The 25,157-nt window shown below is 73.4% G+C and carries 13 protein-coding genes; 1 reads left to right on the forward strand and 12 read right to left on the reverse strand.

Translation table 11 applies throughout. From position 1 onward, the window contains the following. The first annotated feature begins 116 nt into the window (after positions 1 to 116). A complete protein-coding gene (locus ACZ4D5_RS00245) occupies positions 117 to 2,222 on the forward strand; it encodes a bifunctional glycosyltransferase/CDP-glycerol:glycerophosphate glycerophosphotransferase (protein WP_467770068.1) in 2,106 nt (701 codons plus the stop codon). Here the strand turns inward: ACZ4D5_RS00245 and ACZ4D5_RS00250 are convergent. The 12 genes from ACZ4D5_RS00250 to ACZ4D5_RS00305 form a co-directional block, all read right to left on the reverse strand. Next, positions 2,210 to 5,032, reverse strand: a complete 2,823-nt coding sequence (locus tag ACZ4D5_RS00250; protein WP_467770069.1) for a stealth conserved region 3 domain-containing protein — start codon at positions 5,030 to 5,032, stop codon at positions 2,210 to 2,212. The two genes, ACZ4D5_RS00245 and ACZ4D5_RS00250, sit on opposite strands and share 13 nt — an antisense overlap. Further along, the gene (locus ACZ4D5_RS00255; protein ID WP_467770070.1) at positions 5,029 to 6,033 is read right to left on the reverse strand and encodes a hypothetical protein; all 1,005 of its coding nucleotides are present in this window, start codon (positions 6,031 to 6,033) and stop codon (positions 5,029 to 5,031) included. Before ACZ4D5_RS00255 ends, ACZ4D5_RS00250 begins: the two co-directional genes overlap by 4 nt. Before the next feature lie 137 nt (positions 6,034 to 6,170). Continuing rightward, complete coding sequence (locus ACZ4D5_RS00260) at positions 6,171 to 7,103, reverse strand: class I SAM-dependent methyltransferase (RefSeq protein WP_467770071.1); 933 nt, start codon at positions 7,101 to 7,103, stop codon at positions 6,171 to 6,173. Positions 7,104 to 7,160: 57 nt separating this feature from the next. Then, positions 7,161 to 8,933: a hypothetical protein gene (locus tag ACZ4D5_RS00265; protein WP_467770072.1), complete on the reverse strand. Its 1,773-nt coding sequence runs from the start codon at positions 8,931 to 8,933 to the stop codon at positions 7,161 to 7,163. Beyond that, positions 8,930 to 11,173, reverse strand: a complete 2,244-nt coding sequence (locus tag ACZ4D5_RS00270) for a bifunctional glycosyltransferase/CDP-glycerol:glycerophosphate glycerophosphotransferase (RefSeq protein ID WP_467770073.1) — start codon at positions 11,171 to 11,173, stop codon at positions 8,930 to 8,932. The genes ACZ4D5_RS00265 and ACZ4D5_RS00270 overlap by 4 nt, the downstream gene beginning before the upstream one ends. Before the next feature lie 47 nt (positions 11,174 to 11,220). After that, the gene (locus ACZ4D5_RS00275) at positions 11,221 to 13,035 is read right to left on the reverse strand and encodes an arabinofuranosyltransferase AftB family protein (protein WP_467770074.1); all 1,815 of its coding nucleotides are present in this window, start codon (positions 13,033 to 13,035) and stop codon (positions 11,221 to 11,223) included. A gap of 30 nt (positions 13,036 to 13,065) precedes the next feature. After that, positions 13,066 to 15,303: a bifunctional glycosyltransferase/CDP-glycerol:glycerophosphate glycerophosphotransferase gene (locus tag ACZ4D5_RS00280; RefSeq protein WP_467770075.1), complete on the reverse strand. Its 2,238-nt coding sequence runs from the start codon at positions 15,301 to 15,303 to the stop codon at positions 13,066 to 13,068. A 45-nt stretch (positions 15,304 to 15,348) separates the two neighbouring features. Next, complete coding sequence (locus ACZ4D5_RS00285) at positions 15,349 to 17,598, reverse strand: bifunctional glycosyltransferase/CDP-glycerol:glycerophosphate glycerophosphotransferase (protein ID WP_467770076.1); 2,250 nt, start codon at positions 17,596 to 17,598, stop codon at positions 15,349 to 15,351. A 177-nt stretch (positions 17,599 to 17,775) separates the two neighbouring features. Further along, complete coding sequence (locus tag ACZ4D5_RS00290; RefSeq protein WP_467770077.1) at positions 17,776 to 18,657, reverse strand: carbohydrate ABC transporter permease; 882 nt, start codon at positions 18,655 to 18,657, stop codon at positions 17,776 to 17,778. Then, positions 18,654 to 20,000, reverse strand: a complete 1,347-nt coding sequence (locus ACZ4D5_RS00295) for a carbohydrate ABC transporter permease (RefSeq protein ID WP_467770078.1) — start codon at positions 19,998 to 20,000, stop codon at positions 18,654 to 18,656. Before ACZ4D5_RS00295 ends, ACZ4D5_RS00290 begins: the two co-directional genes overlap by 4 nt. A 4-nt stretch (positions 20,001 to 20,004) precedes the next feature. Then, the gene (locus tag ACZ4D5_RS00300) at positions 20,005 to 21,399 is read right to left on the reverse strand and encodes an ABC transporter substrate-binding protein (RefSeq protein WP_467770079.1); all 1,395 of its coding nucleotides are present in this window, start codon (positions 21,397 to 21,399) and stop codon (positions 20,005 to 20,007) included. A 279-nt stretch (positions 21,400 to 21,678) separates the two neighbouring features. After that, complete coding sequence (locus tag ACZ4D5_RS00305; protein WP_467770080.1) at positions 21,679 to 24,966, reverse strand: FHA domain-containing protein; 3,288 nt, start codon at positions 24,964 to 24,966, stop codon at positions 21,679 to 21,681. Positions 24,967 to 25,157: the final 191 nt, after the last annotated feature.

Raw genomic sequence — 25,157 nt, forward strand, 5'->3', positions numbered from 1 at the left:
TTCATCCCCTTTGCCCTTTATCGGCTCCCAGCCGTCAACTTCTTTGCCCGTGATCACCCCAACGAGTGACGATCGGTCTTCGACAGGCGGTGTCCCGCTGACTACCGTCGGTGTCCATGTCGCGCTTCTCGGTTGTCGTCCCCGCCCACCGCGTCCAGGGTTACCTGCGCGAATGCCTGGACTCGGTGCTCACCCAGTCCTTCGGCGACCTCGAACTGATCGTCGTCGACGACGCGTCGCCCGACGCCTGCGCCGCGATCGCCGCGGAGTATGCGGAGCGCGACCCGCGCGCGCAAGTCGTCCGCGTCCCCGCCCAGGCGGGCCCGGGACCGGCCCGCAACATCGGCGCCGACCGCGCCACCGGCGACCACCTCCTCTTCCTCGACGGCGACGACCTGCTCCTGCCGGGCGCCCTGGAGGCCGTCGACGCCGCGCTCACGGCGGCCGGCGACCCGGACGTCCTGCTCTGCGCGCACGACCGCGTCGACTGGTGGGAGAACGTCCGCCCCGGCGGCGACGACCTCGCGGGCGACCCCCTCGCCGTCGCCCCCGCCGCCTGGAACCGCGTCTTCCGGCACGCCTTCTGGCGGGAGCGGAACCTCGCCTTCTCCGACGGCGCGTACGAGGACGTGGTGCCGGTCCACACCGCGACCCTGCGCGCGGGCGAGCGCCTCGCCGTCCTGGAGCGGCCGTGCGTGCGCTGGCGCGAGCGGCGCGGCGGCAGCTTCTCCAAGACACCGGGCAGGCGGCACTTCGCCGTCGCCGAGCGGTACGAGGAACTCCTCGCCGCCGTGGCACGGGACGAGCGCGCCAGGCTCCTGCCGCACGCCGCCGCCCATCTGCTCGCCGTCCTCGACGATCCCGGCAGGATCCGCGAGGGCGACCGGCGCGACTTCTTCCGCGAGGCCTCCCGCGTCTACCGCGCCCACGGCTCCGGGGACGCCGCGCCCCGTACCCCCGAGGAGAAGGCGCTCGCCGCCGCCTCCTACGCCGCCTACGAAGGGCTGCGCAAGGCCGAGACCCGGCGCCTTCACGTCACCCGGCAGCTCGCCCGCCAGAAGAAGAAGCTGCGCGCCCGCGCCATGCGCGCCGTCTACCGCACCGACCTGCGCCGCTCCCTCGACCCGCACCTCGCGGTCTACGGCGCCTACTGGAACCGCGGGGTCTCCTGCAATCCGGCCGCGATCCACGCCAAGGCCCGCGAACTCGCCCCGCACGTCAAGGGCGTGTGGGTGGTCTCCAGCCGCAACAGGCACAAGGTGCCCGCCGGGGTCGAGTACGTCATCGAGGGCTCCCGGCGCTACTGGCAGGCGATGGCCACGGCGACGTACCTCGTCAACAACTCCAGCTTTCCCGGCGGGTTCACCAAGCGCCCCGGCCAGGTCTACCTCCAGACCCACCACGGGACCCCGCTGAAGAAGATGGGCCTCGACCAGCGCCGCTACCCGGCGGGCACGCACGGCATCAGCTTCCAGAAGGTCCTCGACCACACCGACCAGTGGGACTTCAGCCTCTCCTCGAACCCGCACTCCACCGAGATCTGGGAGCGCGTCTACCCCTCCGCCTCCTACCAGGCGCTGGAGGCGGGCTATCCGCGCAACGACGTGTACTTCACGGCGGGCGATGAGGAACTGGCGCGCGTGCGGGCGCAGTTGGGGGTCGACGACGGGCGGACCGTCCTGCTGTACGCGCCCACGCACCGCGACTACCAGAAGGGCTTCCTGCCCCGCCTCGACCTCAGGCGCTTCGCCGAGCGCCTCGGTCCCTCGTACGTCGTGCTCGTGCGCGCCCACTACTTCTACGGCGCCGACGCCGGTCTCGAAAGCCACCCGCAGCTCGTCGACGTCACCGGGCACGCGCGCGTGGAGGACCTGTGCCTGGCCGCCGACGCCCTGGTCACGGACTACTCCTCGCTGATGTTCGACTACGCCTGCCTGGACCGCCCGATCGTGACGTACGCCCCCGACTGGCAGGCCTACCGCCTGGCCCGCGGCACCTACTTCGACCTGCTCTCCGGGCGCCCCGGCGAGACCCCGGGCGCGGTCGCCACCGGCGAGGACGAGCTGGCCGGTCTCTTCCGGCTCGGCGGCTGGGACACCCCGGAGACGACGGCGCTGCGGTCGGCGTTCCGGGCCCGTTTCTGCCCCTACGACGACGGGAAGGCCGCCGAACGCGTGGTCAGGCGGCTCTTCCTCGAAGGCGGCGGCGCTCAGGCCTCGTAGGGCGAGCGCACCGGGAAGTACGCCGTCAGGAACGACCGCATGGCGAGCGCCATCTCCTCGTCCGCCATGCCGCCGCCGGGGGACTCCCCGATGCAGAACGCCGTCTTGTCGCGGCTCTGCAGCAGCCGCCCCAGGCGGGCGTGGTCGGCGCGGTCGCCGATGTCCACGAAGTCGTACGCGATGCCGCCGGGCACGGCCCGTCCCGTGAGGTACGCGTAGTGGGGGTGCAGCGACGAGACGAGCGCCAGGTCGCCGTGGGAGCGGAAGCGGCTGCGGGCCGTGGCCGCCGTCTCCTCGGGGAAGCGCTCGGTGATCTCCGTGAGGACGCTGCGGCGCAGCGCGTAGGGCACGTGGAAGAAGCTGTGCGTCGTCGTCCTGCCGAACGCGCGGCGCAGCAGCTCGCGGTTGTTCTTCGCCGCCGCCAGATAGCCCTCGTCGTCCGGCGAGACCGGCAGGGCGGGCACGGACGCCGACGACCAGAAGAAGCGGGCCAGGCCGTTGCTGAGGAAGAACGTCTCCGGGGTGGTGGGGCGGCCCAGGAACATGTCGTCGTTGAAGTAGAGGAAGTGCTCCGACAGGCCCTCGATGCGGTGCAGTTGGGACTCGATGGCGTGCGAGTTGAACGTCGGCAGACACGCCTCGGGGTCGGCGAAGAGGTCGCGGTGGTCCACCACCGTCAGGCCCGGGTGGTCCCGGTCGAGCCAGGCCGGTGTCTGACCCGCCGTGACGAGGTACACGTGCCGGATCCACGGCGCGTACATCGCCAGGGAGCGCAGGCTGAAGCGGAGCTCGTCGCGGTTGCGGAAGCGCACGGCGCCGTTGTCGGCGGACGTGGCGCCGCCGCCGCGCGCGGCGTCGCGCCGGGCGCGCCACTCGGGATCGCCGTCGTCGACCCAGGTGTAGACCGCGTCGACGGGGAAGTCCACGTCCTTGATCAGGAGTTGGGCGAACACGTCGAGCGTCGGATACGTCCGGTCGGCCACGCGCAGCGTCGTCGTGGGGGTCAGCGAGGGCAGCTCCGCCCCGGCGAGCGTCGTGCCGAACGGGGCGCGGAAGGGGCCCCCGGGCTCGGGCGGGCGCGGCCAGAACGCCACCGTGCACGCCTGCCCCGCGCCGTGCCGCAGCGACAGGGTGGTCGTGGTCACCGGCTTGAAGATCCTGACGCCCGCCAACTCGCCGATGGCGTCCAGGCGTTCGGCCAGGACGACGCCGGGCGCCGCGTCGCGCGGATTGACCAGCTCGGCGTAGACGGGCCGCCCGCGCAGCGCCCCGGCCAGGGCCTTCAGCGCGCGGCCCTGCTCGTCGGCGGCCACGGCCAGGGTGTGGGCGGTGCCGCCGGGCGTGCGGACCAGGACGTACGGGACGTCCTGTGCCTCAAGTGCGGACGCGGCGAGCTCCAGGTTCCAGTCGGCCATGCGCGGCGCGAGGACGTCGTCGCGGAGCTCGGCGAGACGGCCCACCGAGCGGATCACGCGGCCCGTGGTGTCGGCGGCGAGGATCTCGTCCTCCCTGCCCCGCTCGCCGGCCGCCGCCGCGGCGTCGAAGGTGTGCGGCGCGGTGGGCCGGAACCCGCAGCCGCCGGACGCGACGCCCAGCGCCACGCGGTCCGCGCGCCCGCGCAGCCGCTCCGGCCTCTCGCGCCCCGCCACGAGCCGCGTGTACAGCTCCTCCCAGCGCGCGGTGACGTCCGCCGAGGAGAAACGGGCGTACACACCGTCGCGCGCGGCCCGGGCGAACTCCCGGCGCATGGTGTCGTCGCCCATCAACTCGTCCATCGCGTACGCCAGTTCACGGATCTCGCCCGGCGGTACCAGCAGCCCGTCGACGCGGTGCCGCACGATCTCCGCGGGCCCGGTCAGCACGTCGTACGCGACCACGGGCACCCCGGCGGCGAGCGCTTCGAGGAGCACCAGAGGGAACGCCTCGTTGTGCCCCGCGGTCATCAGGCTCAGCCCGGCCTTGGCCCACTCGGCGGCCATGTCACGGCAGGGGCCGAGCAGTTCGACCCGGTCGTGCAGGCCGAAGCCGTCGACCAGGCGCCGCAGATGCCGCTCGCGGTGCCCGCCGCCGAAGATCCGCAGGGTCCAGTCGGGGTGCGCCTGTGCCACCTGCGCGAAGGCCCGCACGGCGTGGTCGACGCGCTTCTCGCCGGTCAGCCGCGCCGCCATGACGATGACCCTGCTCTCGCCGTCCGCGCGCGGCCGGAAGCCGTCGGGCACGGCGTTCGGGATGACGGCGAGCTCGGGCGCGGTGGCGCCGAGGGACTCCGCGATCCAGTCGCGGGTGCGCTCGGTGAGCGTGACGAGGGCGTCCAGGCGCGGCGCGTGCAGCAGCAGCGGCTCGCCGGAGGGGCCGCGCCGCTGGGTGGGGCGGTGCTCCTGGTGGACGGTGACGACCCGCGCGGGCACCAGGGCCACGGCGGCGGCGAGCAGCGCGGGCGTGGTGGTGACCAGGACGTCGGTGTCGAGCGTGCCGAGGGCCGCGGTCATCTCGACGTCGGAGAGCCGGTCGAAGGCGTTCTCCCAGGCGGGCCTGATCAGCTCGCTGGGCAGCGCGGCGAGCGTGCGGCACGCGGCGTCGTCCAACTCCGAGTCGCGCACGGGGCGTTCGGGTGTGACGGTGCGGTCCACGAGATAGCGCACCGGCAGCCCGCGCGCCTCGGGGAAGAAGGGCTCGGCGCGGGTCCGGAAGACGGAGACGACCTCGACCTCGACGCCGGGGCGCTCGGCGAGGTGCTGGGCCTGGGTGTAGGTGGCGAGCTCGGTGCCGCCCATCTCGTCGCCCCAGCCGAGCAGATACGTGATCCTCATGAGGCCTCCTCGGCGGTGGTGGCGGTGGTGAGGGTGGTGGTGACGGCGGTGGTGACTCCGGTGATGTCCAGGCAGGTCACGGCGAAGGCGCCGGACGCGGTGAAGTGGGCATGGGCCCTGACGACCGCGCCGCCCGGCAGCGCGAAGACGCGGAAGGGGGTGGGGTAGGCGGCGGACGGGTCGCGCACGTCGGACAGCCACCGCCCCAGCGGCAGCGCCCCGACCCGGAAGTCCCACACCCACTGCCCCGCCCCCGCGCCGGCCATCGCTTCCAGCGGCACCCGCAGCGCGAACGCCCCGCCCTGCCAGTCCACTTCGGCGGGTACGACGACACCGTCCCGCCGCCGCACGGCCTCGGCCCCGCCCGGCGCGGCACCCGCGACGAGCCGTCCGTGCACGGTGATGCCGTCCCCGCGCGGCACGAACCGCACCAGCTCCGCGCGGGGCAGGGACCGCGTCGCCTGGAGCACGGCCCGTCCGCCGCGGGTCCTGACGACCCGCACGAGCGTGCCGGTCAGCGGATCGGGGGCGTGCGGCGCGGTCGGCGTCGCGGGCGGCGCGCCGGAATCGGCGGTCGTCAGCCCATGGCGTCGTACGCGCCCTCGGGCGTCCCGCGTCTCGACCGTGAGCCGCCACACGCCGTCCCGCATGTCGCGCAGGGTGGCCGTGGCGGTCAGCAGAGGGGCGGCGCCGGTGTGCGGCTCGTGGACGAGGGGGACGGCGAACCCGCGCGGGCCGCGCGTGATCAGCAGCCGGGCGCGCCCGGGACCTTCGGGCAGGGAGTCCGCGGCGAGCGCGAGGTTGAGCGTCCTGCTGTCGCGCAGGGAGAGGTGCACGGGGGTCAGCAGCGGCCCGGTCCGCCCGGCGCCGCGCACCCGCCCCGCGACGGCCCGCTCCACGCGGAAGCGGGTGCTTCGCACGGTGGAACGGGTGCTTCGCGCGGTGGTGAGCAGCCGCCGGACGAGGGGCGGCGGGGCGAACCGAGAGGCGAAGTGGTGCATTGCCCCACTTTGCCCGACTGTCACTCCGGTGGGGTCGGGAGCTGGGCCATCTGCCGCTCCCGCCGAGGTCAGCGAGCCGAGGCCAGAGGGCCCAGGCCACAGGCCCAGGCCAGAGGACCCAGGCCGGAGGGCCCAGGTCAGCGACGGGCCTTGCGCACCGCCCGGGTCACCACCGGAGGCAGCAGGTCGACGACGAGCCTGCGCACGGCCGACGGCTTGCGCCCCGGCGCCTGGGCGGGCTTGGACCGCGGCGCCGGCAGGACGCGCGAGGCCGCCGACGCGCGGTGACGGGAGGTCACCAGGCCGTCCGGCGCGGGGATCTTCGCCCGCGAGGCGCGCAGCACCTCGGTCCCCGCGATGCGCTGGATCTCCGGCTTGCAGTTCGGCACCGTGCGCAGCTTCTCCAGGAGCGCCTCGCGCAGCGGCGCGGGGTCGCCCCACGTTCCGTACATCTTGTTGGAGGAGAGCATGACCGGGCGCAGCCCGTGGCGGAACACGGCCTCCCAGGAGGCGGCGGAGACGCCCGGCGTGTGCTCGGTGCGGTAGTCGTCGAGGACCAGGATGCCGCCCTCGCGCAGCGCGTCCTTCGCCGTGAGGATGTCGTCGCGCACGTCGTCGTACATGTGCGAGGCGTCGATGTGGACGAACCGGCAGGAGTCGTCCTCGACGAGGTCGGGCAGCACGTCGGTGCGGCCCTCGACCAGCTCGGGCAGCGCGTCGTGGAACGCCGAGTAATTGGCCTCGAAGGCGCGCCGGGTCAGGGACTTCTGGTAGAAGGCCTTGGTGGCCTCCTTGGTGTAGCCGTCGTCGGACCCGAACAGGTCGCAGACGGTCATCTTCTCCTCGGGGCGCAGGAACTGACCCATGACGATGGTGCTCTTGCCGAGGTAACAGCCCATCTCCAGGAGGTCGCCCGCCGGGGTGCCCTCGGCGCCCTCGCCGAGGAACCAGGCGAACAGGCGCTGGTCCAGGGGCCAGAACCAGCCCGGTACGTCCTCCAGGGTGGCCGGGCGGGGCAGTTCGTTGTCCGCGTCCTGGCCGGTGGTGGCTTCGCTGCTGGTCGTCGTCATGGCGGGGGTCTCCATCAGGGTCGGTCGATCGGTCGAACGGTCGGGTTCATCGGGTGATCAGGGGTGTGCGGGTCCGGCGTCGGGTGCGGGCGCGGCCGCCGCGGCGTGCTGTCCGGGTCTGAGGACGTCACCGCACTCGTGCCGCCCGCTCGTGTACGCGCTGGGCACGGCCCGCTCGGCCCAGGCGCGCAACTGCCGGAGCCGCTCGGGGTGTTCAACGGCGTCGGCCCGCACCCAGTCACCGCCGCCGTCAGCCGTGCGATACAGCGGCAGATAGCCCTCGGCGGTCAGCCGCGGCGCCTTCATGCCGCTCTTGCGCGCCCAGACGCCGATGGCGTGGACGAAGGTGGGGCGCAGCTCGTCGAAGGCGTAGGTCCGCAGGGCCTCCGCGTCGCCCGCGGCCAGCGCGTCGGCGATCCGCGGCTCGGTCAGGCCCGCGAGGTCGTACACCTTCAGGTCACTGGTGAGCAGCGTGCCGCCGAGGCTGGGCAGCAGGACGGAGGCGTCCTTGATGCCGAGCCGGTCCGCGTACTCGTTGAAGACGACGCCGTCGCGGTTGACGACGAGGCACATCGGCAGCGTCGGCTTGGCGCGGAACTCGGCGCCCCGCTCGCGCTGCGCGGACCACGACAGGAGCAGCGTGCCGCTCAGCGCGAGCGCGATGACGGCGCGCGGACGCGGCCCGCCCCGCTCGGCCAGGCCCACCGCGGCGAGCGTCAGGGCCAGAACTCCCAGCGGCCACACGGGAGTCGCGAAGCGGTACATGCCCATCCAGTCCGGCTCAAGGATGCCGAACGCGCCCAGGGTCAGGGCCAGTGACAGGACGACCGCGGCGAGGGCCGCGCGCGGCATCCCGCGCCGGGTGAGCGCGACGCCGGTCAGCGCGGCGGCCACGAGCACCGCGGGCCAGCCCGCGAAGGTGAGGAGCTCGCCGGTGGTCCTGGTGAACAGCTCGGCGTCGGGGAGCTCCTGCGCCTTGGCGACCGCCGTGTTGGGCACGAGCCGCCCGAAGACCGCGTACCGCCAGGCGAGGAACAGCGCGTACGGCACGGCGAAGGCGGCGACGCCCAGGGCCGCGGCCCACGCCCTCGCCCGCACCTGCGCGCGCCGCAGCGTGAGCAGGAGCAGCAGCGGATACACCCCCGCGAGCACCGCCCCGTCGGGACGGGTCAGCGCCGCCACGAGGGCCAGCAGCCCGGACGCCGCCGCGGGTCCCCTGCCGAGCAGGTTCCCCGCGGCGACCGCGCGGACGAGCACGGCCGCGAGGACGGTGGCGACGCAGGCGTACAGCGGGTTCTCCAGGCCCGAGAACATCCAGGCCACGAAGGAGACGTTGGCGCCGAGCAGCACCCCTGCCGCGCCCGTGACCAGCCAGGAGCGGGACACCAGGCGCCGGGCCGCGCAGGCGATCGCGACCAGGATCCCCAGCGCGCACAGCATGCCGAGCGCCTTGGGGTACAGGACCAGGTCGGGGACGCCGAGCACGGCACGGTGGTCGAAGAGGCCGAGCCGCCGCCCGGCGACGAGGAGCGCGAGCCAGGCCGGGTTGGAGTACCCCTCGACCGGCTCGGCGCCCGCCTGCTGGACCGGGCCGAGGCCTTCGTCGATGCTGCGCGCGTACGCGAAGGTGATGGCCGCGTCGTCGACCACCCAGCGCCCGAGCAGCGACCCGTGCAGCGCGATGAGGGCGCCGCCCAGGGCGACGGCCACCCCGTCGGCCCACCAACGGGCAAGAAATGACGGGGAGTCGGGGCCCTGTGGGCTCCCGTCCTCCTTCGGGCGTGCCGCCTGCTCCGGAATGCCGGCGGCCGACGTGGTGGTGCCGCTCATCGCGTGCCGTTCGGCAGGGGGGACAGCGGGACGCCCAGGTGGCGGCCCGCGTCCTGCTGGGGGATGGGCGGCAGCGGGTACTCCTGGCCGAGCATGACCAGGGACACCACGCGGGCGGCCGCGTGGCCGTCGTCGTACTCGCAGTACCGCGCGCGGAAGTCGGCGCGCAGCGCGGCGGAGCGGGCGTCGCGCCACGCCCCGGAGGCGAAGAGGTCCGCCACCTGCGAGGTGCTCGTGGTGACGTGGCCCGGTGGCGTCGCGAGCAGGTCGAAGTAGGTGCCGCGGGTGGCCTGGTAGACCTCCCAGTCGTCCGCGTGCACGACGATCGGGCGGTCCAGGCAGGCGTAGTCGAACATCAGCGACGAGTAGTCGGTCACCAGGGCGTCCGAGGCGAGCATCAGGTCCTCCACGGACGGCTCGTCGGTGACGTCCATGAGCAGCCCGCGCCGCTCCAGGTCGCGCAGTTGGAGGCCGCGCACGGCGGCGTTCGCGTACTGCGAGTGCAGGCGCACGAGGAGGGTGACGCCGGGTCCCGCCTCGCGGGCCAGGCGCTCGAAGTCCAGGCGCGGCTCGTACCACTTGCGGTAGTCGCGGGGCGTCGGCGCGTACAGGACCACGGTGCTGCCGTCGGGCACCCCGAGCCGCTTGCGCACCGCGATGCCGCGCAGCGGATCGCCCTTGACCAGGACGTCGTTGCGGGGCGCCCCGGTCGGCAGGGACGTGAAGCGGCAGGGGTAGGCGCGGTCCCAGGCGAGCTGCGCGTGCCGTCCGGACACCAGGCTGTAGTCCCAGCGGTCCGAACGCCACAGCTGGGCGCGGACGTTGAGGTGGTAGGTCGCCGCGGGACGGCCGATCAGGTCGGCGCCCATGTGCTTGAGCGGCGTGCCCCGGTGGGTCTGGACGTGGATCTGGCCCTCGCGCTTGACCAGGCCCGGCGCCCAGTTGAGGTTGTTGAAGAAGTACGTCGCCCGGCTCGTGACCCGGTGGTAGGCCGGGGTGTCGGGCAGCACGAAGTCGACGCCTTCGGGCACCCGGTCGACCGCGTCGGGACGCACCACCCACACCGCCCTGACGTGCGGGGCGAGCGCGCCCGCCGCCTGGTGGACGGCCGCCGGGTCGCCGAGCAGACCGCGGTGCGAGAAGGCCGAGTACACCGCGAGGTGGGGGTCCAGCGGGCGGCTGCGCTGAACGCGGGTGAGGGTCCGCTTCGCCTTCCTGACGGCCTTCTTGCGCAGCTTCCGCTTCTTGCTCAGCGCCGCCGACCGTAGGGAGTGGGCGGCGGCGAAGGCGCGGAAGACGGCGTACGGACTGCCCGCCGCGAGCCGCCACTGCAGGCGGTAGCGGTCGTCGGGCGGGGTGAACCCGGCCGGCTTGTAGCGGCGGTGGAACTCCACGATCGTGCGGTAGAAGTCGCCGCGGTCCTCGACCAGGACGCGCTCGGTGAGCGGCAGCGTCGCCAGGAAGTGGTTGATCATCCGCTCGAAGAGCAGCGGCCGGGCCGCGTCCAGCTCCGGGTGCTCGTCGAGGAACGCGAAGAGCCCGGCGTACTGGTCGAAGATGTCGAAGTGCTTGCGTCCCGGGGTGCGCGTGATGGCGCCCTGCCTGCGCTGGCGGTACTCCACGCACACCCGGTCCAGACAGCCGATGCGCCGGGCGGAGACCAGCGCCTCGTACGTGATCGGGGCGTCCTCGTAGAGCCCCTTCTTGTACGTGAATCCGTGCGCGGTGAAGAAGTCGCGGCGGTAGGCCTTGTTCCAGGCGACCAGGAACAGGTGCAGGTAGTGCGGGCTGCTCAGGATGTCGAAGGTGTCCGTGCCCGCGGAGGCGAGCAGGTCCGCCGTCATGCTTCGGCCGCCCCGGCCCCACCAGTGCGTGCGGACGTGGTCGAAGACGAGCACGTCGGGGTCGGCGGTGGCGCCGAGCCGCTCGTCGATCGCCGCCAGCGCGCCCGGCGTGTAGCTGTCGTCGCTGTCGAGAAAGAGGAGGTAGTCGCCGGTGGCGTGGGTGACGCCCGCGTTGCGCGCCCCGCCGAGGCCGACGTTCTGGGGCAGGTGGACCGCGCGGACCCGGGTGTCGACCGCGGCGTACTCGTCGATGATGGCGCCGCAGTGGTCGGGCGAGCAGTCGTCGACCGCGATGACCTCGATGTCGGTGAACGACTGCGTCAGGACCGAGTCGAGGCACTCGCGCAGGAAGCCCTGCACCTTGTAGACGGGGACGATGATGCTGAAACGGGGCACGGGCTCTTCCACGGGTCGTGACGGATGGGACAGGGGCGGGGTGCGGCTCAGTTCCTGGGACACAGGGCGGCCTCGGCGGCGCGCGGCTCCGCGGGGAAGCGGAAGGCCGTGCGCTGCCATGAGCCGGTGAGGTTGCGCCAGAACCGCGCGGGGCCCAGGGGCTGCCGCACCGAGTCCAGGAGTTCGGGGAGCGGCCCGCACGTCAGGGCGTGGCGGGCGGCGGCGACCGCGCGCGGGTCGACTCCGGGCGGCAGCGGGGTGCCGGGGTCCGTGAGGTCGGCGACGAGCCAGGCGAGGGCCACCGGCTTCTCGTGCCCGGCGCGCGCGGTCGCCGAGCGCTCCATGTGGGCGCCGAGCGGGTGGGCGAGGCTCAGCGGGTCGACGGCCAGGCCGTCCAGCGGCACGACGATGCCGTTGTGGCCGAGGAAGCCCATGGCCCCGGCGACCGGCACTCGGCGGTCACGGGCCAGCGGGAGGGTGAGGTGGGGGCGGTTGTACGTGGTTTCGAGGACGAGGCGCGGGCTCTTCGCGCGCAGGGCCCGCGCGATCTCGGCGCGGTACACGGTGGGGCGCGCCCCGTGCAGGCGCTGGCTGATCGGGTACGGGTCCCGGGTGGCCTGCTGGTAGCCGACGTGGGTGTCCCAGATCTCGCCGGAGCCGGAGACCACGGGCGGGCGCCACAGCAGCAGACAGCACACCGCCCAGAGGCCGATGACGCTCCCGCCGGCGACGACGGCACGGCCGCGGGGCAGCGCCCACACCGGCAGCAGGAGCAGGAAGAGCCCCGGCAGCAGCATCCGCCCGTGCATGAAGTCCCCGCCGACCCGCACCACGTACAGCAGCGAGAGCACCCCGGAGACCATCGGCGCGGCCACCAGGAGGACGGGGCGGCGCGGCAGCCGCACGGCCGGGCGCACCGAGCCGACGGCGACCCGCGTGGTCCTGCGCACCATCAGGAAGGCCCCGAGCACGGCGAGCACGAGCAGCGGCACCCACAGCCGGTACGGCAGCGCGAAGTTGGCGGCGTACAGCAGCCCGCGCCCCCAGTTCGCGCCGGACGCCTCCTTGGTGATGCCGGGCAGCGGCACGAGCACGCCGTAGTACCCGGCCCGGAAGACCTCGTACGCGCCCGGCAGCGCGCACGCCGCCGCCGCGAGCCCCGCCGCCGTACGCCACCGGGCGCGCAGCAGGACGCACCAGACCGCGAGGAACACGGCGCTGACGAGCCCGAGGTCCGGCCTGACCAGCGGCCCGAGCCCCAACACCACGGCGGTGGGAGCGAGTTGGCGCCGCTCGTCCCTGACCAGGAGCCACCAGCAGCCCGCCAGCCAGCAGGTGGCGAGGCCGGTCTCCAGTCCTGACGTGGCGTAGTCCCAGACGGCGCACACCGGCAGCAGCACCAGGACCCCGGCGGGCACCAGGCGCGCGGTGCGGCCGTGCAGCCTGCGCGCGGCGTCCCCCGCGAGCAGCCAGCCCACCGCCGTGGTGAGCAGGCCGAGCGCGACCGAGAGCACCGCGGGGTCGGCCCCGGTGACGAACCCGCCGAGGGCGAGGAGCCACTGCCACAGGGTGCCCGTGGACGCCTCGGCCCGCTCGCCGACGTTGAAGACGGGCCCGTTTCCGGCCAGGATCTGCCGCACCGCCCGGGTGTAGATCAGCGCGTCGTCGCCCACCCAGCGGTGCCGGTACCCGAGGACCAGGACGGCCGCCGCGGGCACCGTCACGACCAGCGCGTTCCACAGCCGGGGCGGGCCCGCCGCGGCCCGCGCCGCCGAGACCGCGGACGCCGCCGCGCGCTGGGCGACGACGCGCGGCGCGTACGGGGTGCGCGGCGCCGGCCGCTGATCGCTCAGGTGGGGCATGGCGGGACGTCCTCGGTACGGGGGTGCGGGTCAGTGCTGGGGGACGCGGGGCGCGGCGGGCGCCGGGATGCGCTCGCGCAGCGGAACGACCGGCGGCAGCTGCTCCACGGGCTCGCCGAGCAGCACCCGGCGCACCACGCGCTCGGCGGCGAGCCCGTCGTCCAGGTCGCAGAACCGCGCCCGGAACGCCGCCCGCAGCGTCCGCGCCCGCTCGCCCTCCCAGGCGCCGGAGCGGAACACCGCCGTCAGCTCGCTCTGGGTGCGGGCCACCGCGCCCGGCGGCTCGGCGAGCAGGTCGAAGTAGACGCCGCGGGTCTCGCGGTAGATGTCCCAGTCGTCGGCGTAGATGACGATCGGCCGGTCGAGGTTGGCGTAGTCGAACATGATCGACGAGTAGTCCGTGATCAGCGCGTCCGCGGCCAGGCACACCTCCTCGGGCGAGCGGTGCTGCGTCACGTCGATCAACTTGCCGGAGCGCACGACCTCTTCGAGCCCCGCCGAGCCCTCGTAGAAGTGGTGGGCGCGCATCAGGACCACGAACTCCTCGCCGAGCGCGTCGCAGAACGCGGGCAGGTCGAGGCCGGTGGCGAAGTCCGTGCGGTAGTCGCGGTGGGTCGGCGCGTACAGGACGGCGACCTTGCCCTCGGGCACGCCGAGCCGTTTGCGGATCGAGGTCACGTCGTCGGCCGTCGCGCTGTAGAAGGCGTCGTTGCGCGGATAGCCGACGTCGAGGCTCTCGTACGCACCCGGGTACGCGCGCTCCCACACCTCGGTCGAGTGGTGGTTGGAGGAGATGTTGAAGTCCCAGCGGTCCACGCGCTGCAGGAGCTTGCCGAGCGGCCCCGCGGCGGCGGCCGCGGCGGGGAACTCCACCTGGTCCACGCCCATCCGCTTGAGCGGCGTGCCGTGCTGGGTCTGCACGTGCACGGTGCCGGGCCGCTTCTTGACGGCCATCTCGAAGTTGACGTTGTTGAACGTGTACTTGGCGGTGGCCATGCACTCCCAGTAGCGGAGGCTGCCGATCTCCACGCCCTCGACGCCCTCCGGCAGAGCGGCCGTCGCGGCGTCGGAGACCAGGAACACCGTCTTGATGTGCGGGGCCAGGCGCCGGGTCGCGGCATGGATCGCGGCGGGGTTGCAGGCGTAGCCGCGCCCCCAGTACGCGGAGAACACCGCGAGGTTCTCGTCGACGGGCCGCTTGAGGAAGGCCTTGTACGGGTGGCGGTGCCGCTGCACCCTGCGCCGCACGCGCCGCAGGGTGGGGCCGACCAGTGCGGGCAGCCGGTTCTTCGCGCCGCGCAGCAGGCAGAAGACGGCGTACGCCCCGGCCCCGAGCAGCCGGTGCTGCACCCCGAGGCTCCCCGAGGGCGGCAGGAACCCGGCGGGCCTGTGCGTCCTGTACAGCCGCGTCGCCTGTCGGAAGAAGCGCCGCCGCAGCCGCGCACTCGGCAGCCGCGAAGGCGTCGACGCCGTCTTGAGGACCTCGTGCGTGAGCCTGCGGAAGAGCCGCGCGAGCACGGGCGCGGGCACGTCGAGCTCCGCCGCCCCCTGCATCGCGCGCCCGAACTGGTCGAGCAGCTCCAGGTGGTGGGCGCCCGGCAGACGGGTGCGCGCGCCCTGGCGGCGCAGCAGATGACGTACGCACACCCGGTCGAGGACGGCGATCCGCTCGGCCCGCAGCGCGCTCTGCGTGCTCCACACCATGTCCGCGAACATGCCGGGCGCGAAGGACAGGCCGTGCTGGGTCACGAAGGAGCGCCTGCAGGCGGCGGAGAAGGCGGGCACCAGCGGGTCGGGCAGCGCCGCGTGCTCGGCCGCGGTGAAGGTCCCGCGCGGGGCGCCCTCCCACAGCCGGGTCAGGACCGGGCCCTGGCTGCCGTCGAACCAGTGCACGCGCTCGTGGTCGAAGAGCAGCAGATCGGGGTCGCCCGTCTCGGTGAGCCTGGCGTCGAGCGCCGCGAGCGTGCCCGGCACGAGGGTGTCGTCGCCGTCGAGAAACAGCAGGTAGTCGCCGCCCGCCGCGCTCGTCCCCGCGTTCCGCGCCCCCGGCAGGCCCTCCTTCGGCGGGGACTGCGTGCGGCGCACCCGGGGGTCTCGCTCCGCGTGCTCGGCCACGACGTGGGAGCAGAGGTCGGCCTCCTCGTCGAGCGAGTCGACGACGGCGATCAGCTCGAAGTCGGCGAAGGACTGCCCGAGCACCGAGGCGAGGCAGTCGGCGAGCCGCCCCGGTACGCCATGGGTGGGGACGATGATGCTGAAGCGCGACAAGACAGCCTCTCTCGATGGTGGTTCACGGGACTCACACGGCCCGGCTCACAGATGCGGGGAGCGCTGGAGGCTCGCGTAGGGCGCCGGGTCCGGCTGCGGGACGCCGGCCGCGGGCGCCGGGCGCCGCTCCTCCAGGGGCACCACGGACGGCAGCCCGCTGCGCTCGCCGAGCACGACATGGCGTACGACGCGCTCCGCGGCGCGCCCGTCGTCGTACGCGCAGAACCGCTCGCGGAACGCCCGCCTCAGCTGCGCCGAGCGCGAGCCCGCCCAGTGCCCGGTGGCGAAGATGTCGGTGAGCTCGTCCTCGCTGCGCGCGACCGCGCCCGGCGGGAACTCCCGCACGTCGAAGTAGGTGCCGCGGGCCGCCTCGTACGCCTCCCAGTCGTCGGCGTGCAGCACGATGGGCCGGTCGAGGTTGGCGTAGTCGAACATCAGCGACGAGTAGTCCGTGACCAGCGCGTCCGAGGCGAGGCAGAGCGACTCGACGCTCGGGTGGTCGGAGACGTCGATGAGCCGCCCCGTGCTCTCGCCGAGCGGCGCGTCGTAGAAGTGGTGGGCGCGGGTCAGGACGACGAAGCGCGGCCCCAGCGTGTGCAGCATCCGCTCCAGGTCGAGGGTGAGGCGCTGGGTGCGGCGGTAGTCGCGGTGGGTGGGCGCGTACAGGACGGCGACGGCGCCGTGCGGGATGCCGAGGCTCTCCCGCAGCCGGGCCACCTCGGCCGAAGTCGCCTGCTGGAAGCGGTCGTTGCGGGGGTAGCCGTACTCCAGCGTGGTGTACGCGGAGGGGAAGACGCGCTCCCACACCAGCGTGGAGTGGCGGTTGGCCGACAGGACGTAGTCCCACTTGTCGCAGTTCTTCAACAGGGCGCCGAAGTCAGTGCCGCGTGCGGCGGCCGGGCGGTCCTGGAGGTCCAGGCCCATGCGCTTGAGCGGCGTGCCGTGCTGGGTCTGGACGAGGATCTGGCCGGGGCGCTTGACCAGCCTGCGGTCGAAGTTGACGTTGTTCACCAGGTACGTGGAGCGGGCGAGGGCCGTCCAGTACGCGGCCGTGCCGGGCCGCAGCCTGCGGGTGCCCGCCGGGATCGTGTGGTGGTGGCGCGGATCGGCGATCCAGGCCGTCCTGATGCCCGGCACGTGCTCGCGCATCGCGGCCTCCAGGGCGCCGGGGTTGCAGCCGTAGCCGCGCCCCCAGTACGAGGAGAAGACGGCGCAGTTCGCGCGCAGGGGCAGTCGCAGCTGGATGCGGTAGTGCAGCTGCAGCAGGGCGCCCTTGGCGCGGCGGCGGGCGGCGGCCGCGTACCGCTTGGCGCGGGAGCGCAGCCGCAGCGCCGCCCACAGGCCGCGGTAGGTGCGGTGCGAGCCGAGCCGCACCAGGCCGTGCCGCAGCCGGGTGCGGTGGCTCACGCGGGCACCGGGGGCGCGGTGGCGCCGGTAGTGGGCGCGGGCCTTGCGCAGGAACTCGGCGCGCGAGCCGCGCGGCAGCCTGCCCCGCTTGGTGAAGATCGTCGAGAGGTGGTCGACCATGCGCCGGAACAGCACGGGGCGCCAGGCCGCGGAGAGCTCCGGGTTCTCGTCGAGGAACGCGAAGACCCTGTCGTACTGGTCGAAGATGTCGAAGTGCTTGCGGCTCGTGGTGCCCAGGATGTTGCCCTGGCGCCGCTGCCGGTAGTGCACGCAGACCCGGTCGAGGGTGGAGAGGGTGTCCGCCGCCATCAGGATCGGGTACGTCCAGGGCGTGTCCTCGTAGTACCCGGGAGGGAAGGTGAAGCCCTCGCGCTCGATGAACTCGCGGCGGTGCGCCTTGTTCCAGGCGACCATCAGGACCTTCAACAGGCCCGGCCGGTCGGCGAGTCGGAAGGGCGCCTCGCCCTCCTCGGTGAGCTGGCCCGCGAACTGGTTGCGGACGGCCTCGCCCGACCAGTACGTGCGGGCGTAGTCGTAGATCAGGACGTCCGGCTCGTCGGTCTCCTTGATGCGGTCGGAGATCGCGTGCAGGGAGCCGGGGGTGAGGGAGTCGTCGCTGTCCAGAAAGATCAGGTAGTCGCCGGTGGCGTGCTCCATGCCGGCGTTGCGGGCCATGCCGAGGCCGACGTTCTCCGTGAGGTGGACGGCTCTCACGCGCGGGTCGCGGGCGGCGAACTCGTCGATGATCGCGCCGCTCGCGTCCGGTGAGCAGTCATCGACCGCGATCAGCTCCAGGTCGGTGAAGGACTGCTCCAGCACGGACTCCAGGCACTCGTGCAGGTACGCCTGCACCTTGTACGCGGGGACGATGACACTGAACCGGGGCAAGGCACATCCATGGGTCGGCGCGGGCATACTGCCCGGAAACGCCTGATGGGGTGAGCGAGTTACGCCGGATGTGGCATACGGGGGATAGACGGAAGGAGACGGCCCGGTTACGGGCCGTCTCCTTCACCGTACGTGTGTGCCGTGCCCTGAGCCTACGTATGTGCCGTGCCCTGAGCCCTACTTCACCGCGCCCGCCATCACGCCGGACACGAACTGCCGCTGGAACGCGAAGAAGACGGCCAGCGGGATCACCATCGAGATGAACGCGCCGGGCGCCAGGATCTGCACGTTGTCGCCGAAGAACCGCACCTGCCGCTGGAGCGCGACCGTGATCGGCGGGTGCTTGGAGTCGGCGAAGATCAGCGCGATCAGCATGTCGTTCCAGACCCACAGGAACTGGAAGATGCCGAGCGAGGCGATGGCGGGCCCGCCGAGCGGCATCACGACGCGGAGAAACAGCCGCATCTCACCCGCGCCGTCGAGCCGCGCCGCCTCCAGGAGTTCGCGCGGGATCTCCGCGAAGAAGTTCCGCAGGAGGAAGATCGCGAACGGCAGGCCGAAGGCCACATGGAAGGTGATCACGCCGACGAAGGTCTCGAAGATGCCGATCCTGCCGAAGAGGTCGGCGATCGGCACGAGCGCCACCTGCACCGGGACGACGAGCAGCGCGACCACGCCGATGAACCACCAGTCGCGGCCCGGGAACTCCATCCACGCGAAGGCGTATCCGGCGAGCGCCCCGATGACCACCACGAGCAGCGTCGCGGGCACCGTGATCATCACGCTGGACAGGATCGAGTCGGTGATCGTCTCGTCCTTGAGGAGGTTCGAGTAGTTGTCCAGCGTCATCTGCGAGGGCGCGCTGAACACCTTCCACCAGCCGCTCTCGCTCATGTCCTGCGGAGTGCGGAACGAGCCGAGCAGCAGACCGATCGTCGGCACCAGCCAGAACAGGCCCACCAGGACGAGGAACACGCGCAGCGCGGTGCCGCCGAGGAGGGACGCGATGCGCCCGCCGAGCGACTGCTTCGCCTTCACGACGTGGATCTGGTCGGTCATCGCCTGGCCTCCCGCCTCATCCGCCGGACGTTGAACAGCATCACCGGGACGACCAGGAGGAAGAGCAGCATCGCGATGGCGCTCGACACTCCCAAGTCCTTGTCCAGGAAGGCCGAGTTGTACAGCTGGACGGCGAGCACGTTCGCCTCGTCCTTCGAGGAGCCCGGCGGGATCACGAAGACCAGGTCGAAGATCTTCAGTACGTTGATCACGAGGGTGACCAGGACCACCGCGAGGACCGGCGCGAGCAGCGGCACCGTCACACGACGGAACACCTGCCACTCGTTGGCCCCGTCCACCCGCGCCGCCTCCAGGAGCTCACGCGGCACGCTCGCCAGGCCCGCCGCGATGAGGACCATCGCGAACCCGGCCCAGATCCACAGGTACGAACCGATGATCGACGGGGTGATCAGCGTCGGGCCGAGCCATTCGACGCCGTTGTAGGGCTCGCGGAAGTTCGATTCCGGATAGCGCAGTCGGGCACCGTCGGCCTCCTTCGGCAGCGCGAAGGTGCCGTCCGCCGCGGCCTCCGTGGACGCCACGACCTCGCCGTTCTTGACGGCCTCGATCTTGATGCCCGCGTAGCCGAGCTCGGTGGCGTCGGGGGCGTTGGGCTTCCCCCGGCCCTTGCCGCGCGTGAAGTCCTGCCAGGCCGTGCCGGTGACCCGGTCGGGGTCGGCCTGTGCGGGCTTGGCGGGCTTCGCGCCGTCCGGCATCTTGTTCGGCGCCACACCCGTCAGCGGCAGCTCCACCGGGGTGCCCGCCTTCACGGTCTTCTCGGTGACGAAGGCGCCGCCGCCCGCCGACTTCAGGGGTGATTCCACGGCGGGGTGCGCTTGCGGGAACGCCGACGACTCGTTGAACGTGTCGTGCACGCTCACCGCGATGGCGTTGGCGACGCCGCGCTCGGGATCGGACTCGTACACCAGCCGGAAGATGATGCCCGCGGCGAGCATGGAGATCGCCATCGGCATGAAGATGACGAGCTTGAACGCCGTGCCCCAGCGCACCCGTTCGGTGAGGACGGCGAAGATCAGGCCGAGGGCGGTCGCGACCGTGGGGGCCACGACCACCCAGATCGCGTTGTTCTTGATGGCGGTGCGGATGCTGTCGTCGGTGAACAGCGTCTTGTAGTTGCCGAACAGCGTGAAGTCGCCCGAGTCGTCGAAGAAGCTGCGGAAGAACGAGTACCCGATGGGGTAGAGGACGAGCGCGCCGAGCAGCACCAGGGAGGGCAGCAGGAAGAGCGCCGCCATGGTCTTGCGGGTGCCGGTCACGCTCTTGCGCGAGGTCGGGGCCGGGGGCACGGCCTGCGGCGTGCCCCCGGCGTTCACGGACGCCACCGCGTCAGTCCTTGTAGGCCTTGGCCGCGGCCGTCTCCAGTACCTTCTGCGTGCCCGCGACGTCCTTCGGGTTCTTCAGGAAGTCCTGCAGCGCCTTCCACTCGCCCTTGCCCGGCGTGCCGCCGAAGGACTGCGGGGCCGTGTCCGACATGTCGAAGCGGATGTCGTCGCCGGCCGCGATCAGGTTCTTGGCGATGCCCCGCTGCACGTCGTTCGGGTAGGCCGCCATGTCCAGGTTCTTGTTCGGCGAGATGAAACCGCCCGCCTCGGCCCAGATCTCCGCGGCCTCCGGGGAGGCCAGGAAGGTCAGCAGTGCCTGCGCGCCCTTGCTGTCCTTCAGCGCGACGGCCGCGTCACCGCCCACCACGGCGGGGGACTCGTCCCCGACCGCGGGGAAGGGGAACACCTTGGCGTCGGTGCCCACCTCGGCCTTGGTCTCCGAGATCGAGAGCGAGACCATGTCGCCCTCGAAGACCATGCCCGCCTTGGGCTGGTCGCCGCCGGTGAAGGTCTGCTTCACGGAGCGGGGGAACTCGGTCTGCAGCGCGCTCTTCGCGCCGCCCGCCACGAACCCCTTCTTCCCGAAGAGCTCGCCGAGCGTGGTCAACGCCTCCTTGACGGACGGATCCGTCCACTTGATCTTGTGCTCGGCGAGCTGGTCGTACTTCTCCGGGCCCGCCTGCGAGAGGTAGATGTTCTCGAACCAGTCGGTCAGCGTCCACGCGTCGGCGCCCGCGACCGATACCGGCGGCACGCCGGAGTCGTACACGGTCTGGGCGGTCGTCATGAACTCGTCCCAGGTCTTGGGGGCCTTGACGCCCGCGTTCTCGAAGACCGCGGTGTTGTACCAGATCAGCGACTTGTTGGCGGCCTTGAAGTACACGCCGTACTGCTTGCCGTCGACGGCTCCCAGGTCCTGCCAGCCCTGGCCGTAGTTCTTGTCGAGCTGCTTCTGCGCCTCGGCCCCGACCGGCTTGGCCCACTTGTTCGCCACGGCCTGCTCGATCGCGCCGACCTGCGGCAGCATCGCGACGTCCGGCGGCTGCCCGCCGGCGACCTTCGACTCCAGGAAGCTGATGATGGGGTCCTGCGCGGGGACGAAGGAGACGCTGGCGCCCGTCCGCTTCTCGAACTCGTCGAGAACCTTCAGGAACACCTTGCGCTCCGCACCGCCCCACACGGCGGCCACGGACACGTCCTCCCCGTCCAGCTTGGGCAGTTGGAGCGAGGAACCGGTGTCCTTGCCCCCGCCCTTGCCTCCGTCGTCCCCGTCGTCGCCGTCGTCCCCGCCGCACGCGGTGACGGTGAGTGCGAGCGTCCCCGCGACGACGGCCGCGGCGATTTTGGCGGTGGTACGCCGATGTAGCGGTGCCCTGCGTGTACGAAGAGTGCTGCGCATCACTGCCCCGTTCTCTTCCCTGGCGAGTCCCGTGCGATCTGGTCTACGCCCGCGCGGGGAGAGGCGGCAAGATGGCCTGCGCTGTCAACTCATCGATCGTGATGGCGTTGTGACGTGGTGTCATGGCCGGTGATGAACCAGTTGCTGCCGTTGTGGGCAGGCGTTTCGCACGGGTCTCCCCCGCACGAGCGGAGCCGAGAGCTCGGGGAAGGGTGGGCGCGACCCGAAGCTGCCGGGCATCGATCAACAAGGCCTCTACCAAGAGCAGTTGTCCCCCGCCTACAAAAGCGACGGCACCTGATCCGCAGAGACAGACCGAGCCGCCCTCTCCAGCGCACTGGCCAACAGGGCCAAATCCGTAGGCCCGTTGCCCAGCTCCCGCACGGGCCGCCGAGCCGGCGGATCCCCCATCCGCTCCCACTCCAACGGCACCACCGTGGGCCGCAACGTAGCCGTACGGGGGATCCGCCCGGTCACCCGTCCCGCCTGGAAGGGGGTGGCCCGCCCGTCCGGAGAGCACAGCTCCCCCCGCCCGGGCGCGGGTTCCTCGGGCCCTGCCACCACCGCGTCCAGCGCCACCCGCAGCGACGCCCGCTGGCCGCACTCGGTGTCGAGGACCCGCTCGCTCCGCGCCGTCGCCACCACGAGATGCACTCCGAGCCGCTCCCCGTCCCGCGCCACGGCCTCCAGCGCCCGCACGACCGACCCCGCGGCAGGCCGCCCGGGAGAGCCGAGCGCGGGCGCCAGAAGCGCGTCGAAGTCGTCGACGAGCACGACGAGCCGGGGCAGCGGGGGCCCCGGATCCACCTGCTGCCGCGCCGAGGCCGGCCGCAGTCGCATCGTGGAACTGGGCGGCGTGTCCAGATCGCCGTCGGACACCTGCGCCGGCAGGGACACGCCCCCCGAAGCGCCGACGCCCCCGGAAGCACCGACGCCCCCGGAAGCGGCCGCCGCGGACGGCTGCGACCGCTGCGCCACCATCCGCCCCGACACCTCCCGCTGGGTGTGCCACTCCGCGAACCCGAGCCTGCCGAGGAGTTCGGCCCGCCGCTTCAGCTCCGCGGCCAGGGACTGGGCGAACTCCCGCATCCGCACGGGGTCGTTGGCCACGAGGTGCGTGGTGACGTGCGGCAGGTCCGTACAGGCCCCGAGGCCCGCGCCCTGGCGCCCCGCGGCCCCGCCCGCGCTGTCCCGCCCGTCCACGAGCACGATGCCGAGCCGGTCGGGCCGCTCGGCGGCGGCCAGGGACGCGGCGACGGACCTCAGGAGTTCCGTGCGCCCGCTGCCCGCGGGGCCTTCGGCGAGCAGATGCGGCCCGTCGGCCACGAGGTCCGCGAGGACGGGCCCGCGCGGCCCCGCGCCGAGCACCGCCACGGCACGCCCGCCGAGCGCCTCGGGGTCGTCGGCGGCCGCGGCCCACCGCGCCATCAGGGAGGCGGGCGTGGCCCTGGCGAGCCCCAACTCGTCGAGCAGCCGGGCGGATTGGGGCAGCGGGGCGGACACGCGCGCGTGCCCCTCACCCGCCGTGCCGTCCGACCGCAGCGGCGCGAGGGCCCGCGCGAACCGCTCGGCCCAGGCCGGCGACACCGCGTCCACGGTGGCGACGGTGCCGTGCCCCGCGGGGCGTCCGCCCGCGGTCCGCATCAGCCGCAGCGCGGTCGCCACGTCGCCGCTGAGGAGGGCGACGGCACCGCACGCGCGGAAGGCGGGCGACGCCGAGCACGCCGCCTCGTACGTCTCGAGGACCGGTGACGCGGGCGAGGCGGCCGCGGTCTCGGCGAGGCACACGACGTGGATCCCGGCCCGCGCGCCCTCACCGGCGAGCCGGACGGTGGCCTCGCGCAGCCCCGCCGAACCGGGGTCGCCGTCGACGACCACGACGGTGTGGGCCCCGGCGGCACCGCTGCCCGCGCCGTCGGCGATGCGGTCGTCGAGCCGCCGGATCAGCTCGTCCGCGCGCGCCGCCGCCTGGTCGCGGTCGTAGGCGAGGAGGAGCCTGCAGTCCTGGCCGTGGGTGGGCCGCAGGTGGGGGAGCCAGCCGAGCCAGGCCCACTCGGCGGTGCGCTCCGCCGTGGAGCGCGCCCGGTCCGTGCTGATCAGCACGATCTCCAGGGAGTCGGGGGAGTGCAGCGCGGCGAGCTGCGCGACGACGGCCCTGGCGAGGCCGGTCAGCCGGTCCCTGGGGCCCGCGAGGCCGAGCGCGCCCGCCTCCCGCAGCCCGACCGTGACGGGCACGGCGGGCAGCAGGCCCTCCGGTCCGCTCTCGGCGGGCATGACGCGGTCGACGGTGCCGAGCCGCACCGCGAGCGCCTCCGGGTGGCCGGGGCCGCGCTCCCACAGGCGGGGGCCGGGGCCGAGGGCGGTGAGCAGCAGGGAGGCGGGATCCGGCCACGACTCGGGCGTGCGCGCGGCCGCGGCGACGGCGAGGTCCTCGGGGGTGGGGGCCGCGGGGCCGCCGGGCTCTGCCCGCCCGTACGCCTCGTCACGGCCGCCGTGGCCGCCGTACGCCTCGTCCTCGTACGGAGTGGGGTCCTGTCCGCCGTCCCTGCCCCCGGTCAGCCGGCGGGCCCAGGCCGAGAGGCCGCCGCGCTTGCGCAGGCCGCGCGGCACGGTCGTCCCGCGCGCGGGGGTTCCGGTACGGCTCCGCTCGGCGTCGGACGCGTGGCCCTGCCGCGGCACGACGGGCACGTCACCGGCCACCGGCTGTCCGGGAGTCCCGAAGGACCCGGTCCGGCTGTCCGTCCCGTACGTGCGGCCCTGCTCGGGGCCTTCGTACGTTCCCTCCTGAGGGTGACCTCCCGAGGCGCCCCAGTTCGCGGTGCCGTACGCGTGGTGGGTGGGCCCCTCGGGGCCTCGCGCCCCGGAGGCGGGGCCGCCGGCCGAAACGGGCCGCACGCGCACGTGGCCCTCGCCGTCCGGGGCCGTCGTGAGCGCCCCGCCCGCGCCGGACGCCGGGCCGTGGCCGCCGTCCGTCAGGCGGAGCGCGGACTCGCCGATGCGCAGCAGGGAGCCGGGGGAGAGCCGCACCGGGCGGTCGGTGACCTCGCGGCCGTCCACCGAGGTGCCGTTCGTCGAGCCGAGGTCCGTGACCGTGACCCGGCCGTCCGGCGTGAGGGTGACCGCGCAGTGCAGCCGGGAGACGTCCGGGTCGTCCAGCGGGACGTCCGCGTCGGCGGAGCGGCCCACGCGGATCTGGCCGCCGTGCAGCAGATGGACGCCGCCCGCGTCCGGGCCCGCCACCACGTGCAACTGGGCGGCCGCTCCGGCCAGTTCGGGTCCGGGGTCGGCGGGGGCGCCCAGCGAGAGCACCGCGCCGTCCATCAAGGGGGGCTCGCCGAGGGTGCAGCGCTGGGCGTCCAGGCGCTCCGGGCCCGCGTACAGCACGAGGGGGCCCTCGCTGCCCGCGACGGCCGTGGCGAGGCCGGAGGCCACCGCGGCGAGCGCCGTCCCGGCCGGGGCGGTGACCAGGACGTCACAGGCGCCCTGGGGCCCGGTCGCCGCCGTGGGGCGGCCTTGCTGCTCGGTCTGGCCGCTGCGCGGCCCGAGGACGGTCAGCCGGATCTGCATCGCCGTCAGCGGTCCCTTCTGCGCTGGGCGCCCGGCACGGGGACACGCGCTGTGATTCCCCCCACCGCACACGGGCACGTCGGCCAGTACTGGAGGCATCCTCGCACCTGCCGCTGACAACACGCCCGGCGGCCACCCGTAAGTGATCTTGATTGGTCGGCTCTGCTCGGAAAAGTGCCTGGTTGGACCGT

The organism is Streptomyces sp. NPDC025651, from assembly GCF_055558735.1.

Bases quoted from the DNA above. Each gene is read 5' to 3' on its own strand.
- ACZ4D5_RS00245 (WP_467770068.1), top strand. From the start codon at position 117: ATGTCGCGCTTCTCGGTTGTCGTCCCCGCCCACCGCGTCCAGGGTTAC.
- ACZ4D5_RS00250 (WP_467770069.1), bottom strand. From the start codon at position 5,032: ATGAGGATCACGTATCTGCTCGGCTGGGGCGACGAGATGGGCGGCACC.
- ACZ4D5_RS00255 (WP_467770070.1), bottom strand. From the start codon at position 6,033: ATGCACCACTTCGCCTCTCGGTTCGCCCCGCCGCCCCTCGTCCGGCGG.
- ACZ4D5_RS00260 (WP_467770071.1), bottom strand. From the start codon at position 7,103: ATGACGACGACCAGCAGCGAAGCCACCACCGGCCAGGACGCGGACAAC.
- ACZ4D5_RS00265 (WP_467770072.1), bottom strand. From the start codon at position 8,933: ATGAGCGGCACCACCACGTCGGCCGCCGGCATTCCGGAGCAGGCGGCA.
- ACZ4D5_RS00275 (WP_467770074.1), bottom strand. From the start codon at position 13,035: ATGCCCCACCTGAGCGATCAGCGGCCGGCGCCGCGCACCCCGTACGCG.
- ACZ4D5_RS00290 (WP_467770077.1), bottom strand. From the start codon at position 18,657: ATGACCGACCAGATCCACGTCGTGAAGGCGAAGCAGTCGCTCGGCGGG.
- ACZ4D5_RS00300 (WP_467770079.1), bottom strand. From the start codon at position 21,399: ATGCGCAGCACTCTTCGTACACGCAGGGCACCGCTACATCGGCGTACC.
- ACZ4D5_RS00305 (WP_467770080.1), bottom strand. From the start codon at position 24,966: ATGCAGATCCGGCTGACCGTCCTCGGGCCGCGCAGCGGCCAGACCGAG.